The organism is Spirillospora sp. NPDC049024, assembly GCF_040649235.1.
Lineage (GTDB): Bacteria > Actinomycetota > Actinomycetes > Streptosporangiales > Streptosporangiaceae > Spirillospora.
Window position 1 is genome coordinate 1 of record NZ_JBEZFD010000054.1, and the last position, 3,956, is coordinate 3,956.

5 protein-coding genes and 1 pseudogene are annotated in these 3,956 nt (G+C 74.5%); all 6 read right to left on the bottom strand.

Annotated elements, in window-relative coordinates; translation table 11 throughout:
- Positions 1 to 109: 109 nt before the first annotated feature.
- A complete protein-coding gene (locus tag AB0C21_RS43215; protein WP_149258601.1) occupies positions 110 to 511 on the bottom strand; it encodes a DUF2267 domain-containing protein in 402 nt (133 codons plus the stop codon).
- Positions 512 to 567: 56 nt separating this feature from the next.
- The gene (locus AB0C21_RS43220) at positions 568 to 1,461 is read right to left on the bottom strand and encodes a polysaccharide pyruvyl transferase family protein (protein ID WP_500212324.1); all 894 of its coding nucleotides are present in this window, start codon (positions 1,459 to 1,461) and stop codon (positions 568 to 570) included.
- Between the two features lie 264 nt (positions 1,462 to 1,725).
- Complete coding sequence (gene crcB / locus AB0C21_RS43225; protein ID WP_500212325.1) at positions 1,726 to 2,088, bottom strand: fluoride efflux transporter CrcB; 363 nt, start codon at positions 2,086 to 2,088, stop codon at positions 1,726 to 1,728.
- Positions 2,085 to 2,600 (bottom strand): fluoride efflux transporter FluC, encoded by a 516-nt coding sequence (locus tag AB0C21_RS43230; protein WP_500212326.1) that lies wholly within the window; start codon positions 2,598 to 2,600, stop codon positions 2,085 to 2,087. Before AB0C21_RS43230 ends, crcB begins: the two co-directional genes overlap by 4 nt.
- 174 nt (positions 2,601 to 2,774) lie before the next feature.
- Positions 2,775 to 3,653 carry a S1 family peptidase gene (locus tag AB0C21_RS43235; protein WP_500212327.1) on the bottom strand — a complete coding sequence of 293 codons (879 nt, stop codon included), beginning with the start codon at positions 3,651 to 3,653 and terminating at the stop codon, positions 2,775 to 2,777.
- A gap of 116 nt (positions 3,654 to 3,769) precedes the next feature.
- Positions 3,770 to 3,956: pseudogene (locus AB0C21_RS43240) on the bottom strand (glycerol kinase); the annotation flags it as partial.

The window sequence follows — 3,956 nt, forward strand, 5'->3', positions numbered from 1 at the left end:
GCGGGAGCCGACCGAGCCGGTGGAGGTGAAGCCGAGCAGGCCCTCCGCCCACGTCCCCTGGAACACCAGGGTGAGCACCGGCCCCGCGCCTCTTCCGACCGTGCGGCGGTCAGCCGGAGTGGCCGGCGGGCATCAGCTCCCGGATGTCGGGAGGCAGCGACTCGCGCACCTTCGTGGTGATCGACCCCTGGGTGGCGTCGTCCACCACCCCGAGGACGCTCCGCGCGAGGAACGCGGCCCGGGCCTCGTCCGTTCCGGCCCGGATCGCGACGCGCTCGACGAAGCCGTGCTTGTCGAAGCGCTCCCCGCTGCCGGCGCCGCCGTAGACCTCGGTGCGCCGCAGGTGCTCGCCGATCTCGTGCGGCAGTTGCGCCGCGAGGTTGTCGGCGAGCCCTTCGGGAACCCGCTCGCCGAGGGTCTCCAGGGTCGCGCGGGACGCCCGCTCGGCCTCCCCCCACCCCGGAAGGCGGGCCCGGTCCTGGACCTGTCCGATGAACTCCTCGTGTCGCATGGCGGACGCTCCTTCCTTTGCCTGAAATGCAGGAACTTCCCGGTATCGGCGGGCCCCTAACGCACGCCGAGGACGTCCATCAGCTCGCCGAGCAGCGCGCCGTCCGCCGGATGCGCGGGGGCCCGCCCGGCGCCCTCGGGCGACAGGCACCACGCCCACCAGCGGTCGAGCTCGGCCGCGTCGAGGATCCGCTCGCCGGTCCGCGCCGCCGGCACGGTCACGACGGCGGGCCAGGACCAGGCGCGCGCCTGCGCGGCGACCTTCGCGCCGCCGCCGACCGGGTCCACCGCCAGCGCGGGGATCCCGTTCTTCAGCGCCAGGACGAGGCCGTGCAGCCGCGTCGTGACCACCACGTCGAGCCGGCGCAGCACCGACTCCAGCTCCGCCGCCGTCGTGAACAGGCGCCAGTCGCGCGGGTCGAGCCGCGTGTCCAGCGGCAGCCGCGCGCACTCGCGGCCGGCGAGCCACTCCACCAGCTCTTCCTCGACCCGGTCGTGGCGCCGCCGGTCGCCGTACTCGGCCTGGCCCGGCGCGAGCACGACCCCCGCCACGGGCACCGACGGCGCCGCGGGCAGCGCCGCCAGGTCCCGCCGCGGCGCCTCGACCGGCGCGTCCCGGGCGAGGACGGCGTCGAACCCGGTGACCGCCGGGTCCGCCGGATCGATGACCGACACGCCCACGGCGACCCGCGTGCAGCGCGCGTACCTGCGGTGGAGCTCCTCGATCTGCGGGCCGTGGAGCGGCCCGCAGGCGAACACCAGGTGGGTGTAGAAGGCGGGGTCGGCCCGGTCGAGGTCCAGGCCCCCCGGCCGGAAGACCGGGCTCCACGCCAGGTGGCATTCGACCCCGGCCCCGGCCAGCGCCGCCCGCACGGCCTCCATCGCCAGGACGTCGCCCGCCGTCGCCTCACCGTGCAGGAAGCTCGGCCATCCCGTCACCAGCACGCGCATCAGCCAGCCGCCTTCCGCCGCCTCGGGCCTAGCCGGGCGCCCCCGGACGCGGAGGAGGCGCCCCTGCGACCCTGCTACCCGGCACCGTCCCTCCCATGTCCGGAGCGGCTGTGACCGGGACGGAACGTGGCGGTTCCCGCGCGGTGACAGTCCAGACACCTACCGGTTTACGGAGAGGGCGCCTTGGGCAGAGTCACCTCGCGGCCCACTCGCGAGCTCGGAGCCAAGTGCCCCGAACTGCGAGCCTGGGCCGCGCCAGGTTTCTCACCCGGTGACGGCCTGCGCGATCGCCATCCCGCAGTAGGCCGCGCCGAGGCCCGCGACGATGCTCGCCCCCGCATTGGCCACGGCGTAGAAGCGCGCGCCGTCCTCGGCGAGGCGCAGGGTCTCGTAGCCGAACGTGGAGTACGTGGTCAGCGCGCCGCAGAACCCCGTCCCGGCCAAGGCCGCGACGCCGCCGTGCGCGGGCAGCGCCGCGAGCAGGCCGAGGACGAAGGAACCCGCGACGTTGACGGTGAACGTCCCCCACGGGAACACCGAGTCGTGCCTGGCCTGGACGGCCCGGTCGGTGAGGTAGCGCAGCGGGGCTCCGAGCGCGGCGCCCAGCGCGATCAGCACGATGGTCACTGCCCGCCCGCCTCGCTCCGCTCCGCGTACCGCACCGTCGCGACCGCCTCCCGGCGGCGGGGCCGGGCCAGGAGCCGGGTCACGCGGACGCCCGCGCAGACCGCCGCGAGCGCTGCCGCGAGCGTCCCGGCCAGATAGGCCAGCCCCACCAGCGGCGCACCGCGGCCCACCATCTCCTGCACGTCGACGATGTAGGTCGAGAACGTGGTGAAGCCGCCCAGCACCCCTACGCCGAGGAACGGCCGCACGAGCCGGTGCGCCTGCCACGTCTCGGTGACGAGAACCATCAGCACCCCGATCAGAAGGCACCCCGAGACGTTCACCCAGAAGACGGCCCACGGGAACTCCCCCACGCGGTGGGGGAACGCGCTGCCGAGCCCGTACCGCGCGAGCGCCCCGAGGGCCCCGCCGGCCGCTATGGCCCCGAGCACCGCCCACGGCGCGTCGCGCAGCTCGGAGCGCTGCCTCGGAACATGGAGGTCGACATCGGAATCAACGGGACGGCCGGTCACGGGGCACACTCCTACCAGTACGACGCACTCACCGGTAGGGACCGTTGGCGGAACGTGCCGCGGTTCGCCGTCCAGGCACGGCGGGCCCCACCGCCGTTCCCCGTCTCCGGGTCCTTCCCGAGACTACCGGCACCGTGTGACCGAGGCGTCCTCAGGTGGTGGGACGGGCCGGCGTCAGGGCTTGGGCAGTGCGCAGGAGCCGCTCAGCACGACGGCGTTGCCCTTGCCGAGGCAGCGGGCGAGCAGGTGGGTCTGCTGCCCGTAGTGGCTGCCCTGCCGGACGGTGACGTGCCCGGCGCGGTCGATCTCGCACGGGTTGTTGAGCGTGCAGCGCTCGCCGTCGTCGTTGCCGGTGTTGTTGATGCCGACGACCTGGCCCGTCCGGGCGTCGACGACCGGCGACCCGGACGTCCCGTGGACGGTCCGGCACTGCGGCGCGTAGCGGATGGAGTCCTTCCAGGTCCAGTCGGCCTCGCGCAGCCGGTGGACGGTCGCGTCGATCCTGCAGCCGTAGATCTTCCGCCAGTACCCGGACACGACGCGGATCTCCGTGCCCGCGTGCGGCTTCGCCGTCGACAGGCGCAGCGCGGGGATCCCGTAGCGCTTCCGGATCGCGGCGTAGGTCGTGTTCAGCCGGTACACCGTCACGTCGGTGTCGGTCATCGTGGCGTACTCGACCCTGGTGGCCTGGAGGGTGCCGAGGTCCTCGCCGCCCGTCCGGTCGAGGAGCGTGAACGTCCGGGACGACTTCCGGTTCACGATCACCTCGCCGGCCTCCGGCATGCCCGACTCCAGGCAGTGGCCGTTGGTCAGCACCAGCGCCGGGTCGGTGTCCCGCGACCGGGGCCCGCGCACGAGGGAGCCCGAGCAGTTGCTCAACGCGACGATCCCCGTGAAGTCGACCTGCGCCCGCTCGGCGTGCGGCGCCTGGGGCGGTGCGGCCTGCGGCAGGGCGGGCGCGGCCTGCGCGGGGCCCGAGGCGAGCGCGCCGGCGAGCGCGAGGGCGAGCGTCCCGGCGGCGGTGAGGGCGGCTGCGGCGAGGCGGCTGGGCATGCGGATCCTCTCGGGCGGGCCGGCGCGAGCCGCCCCGGGCGGGACGGCGCCGGCGCGGCGGATGCTAGATCATCTACCCCCGGCGCAGCGGCCCCACCGTTCCCGACGGCCAGTGCTTAGTCAACTTCCACCCAGCCATATGTACGCTCCACGGCCTTCTTCCAGCCCGCGTACCCCTCCTGTCGCTGGTGCTCGTCCCAGGTGGGCAGCCAGCGTTTGTCCTCGTTCCAGTTCTGGCGGAGTTCTTCGGTGGTGTTCCAGAAGCCGACGGCGAGGCCGGCGGCGTAGGCGGCGCCGAGGGCG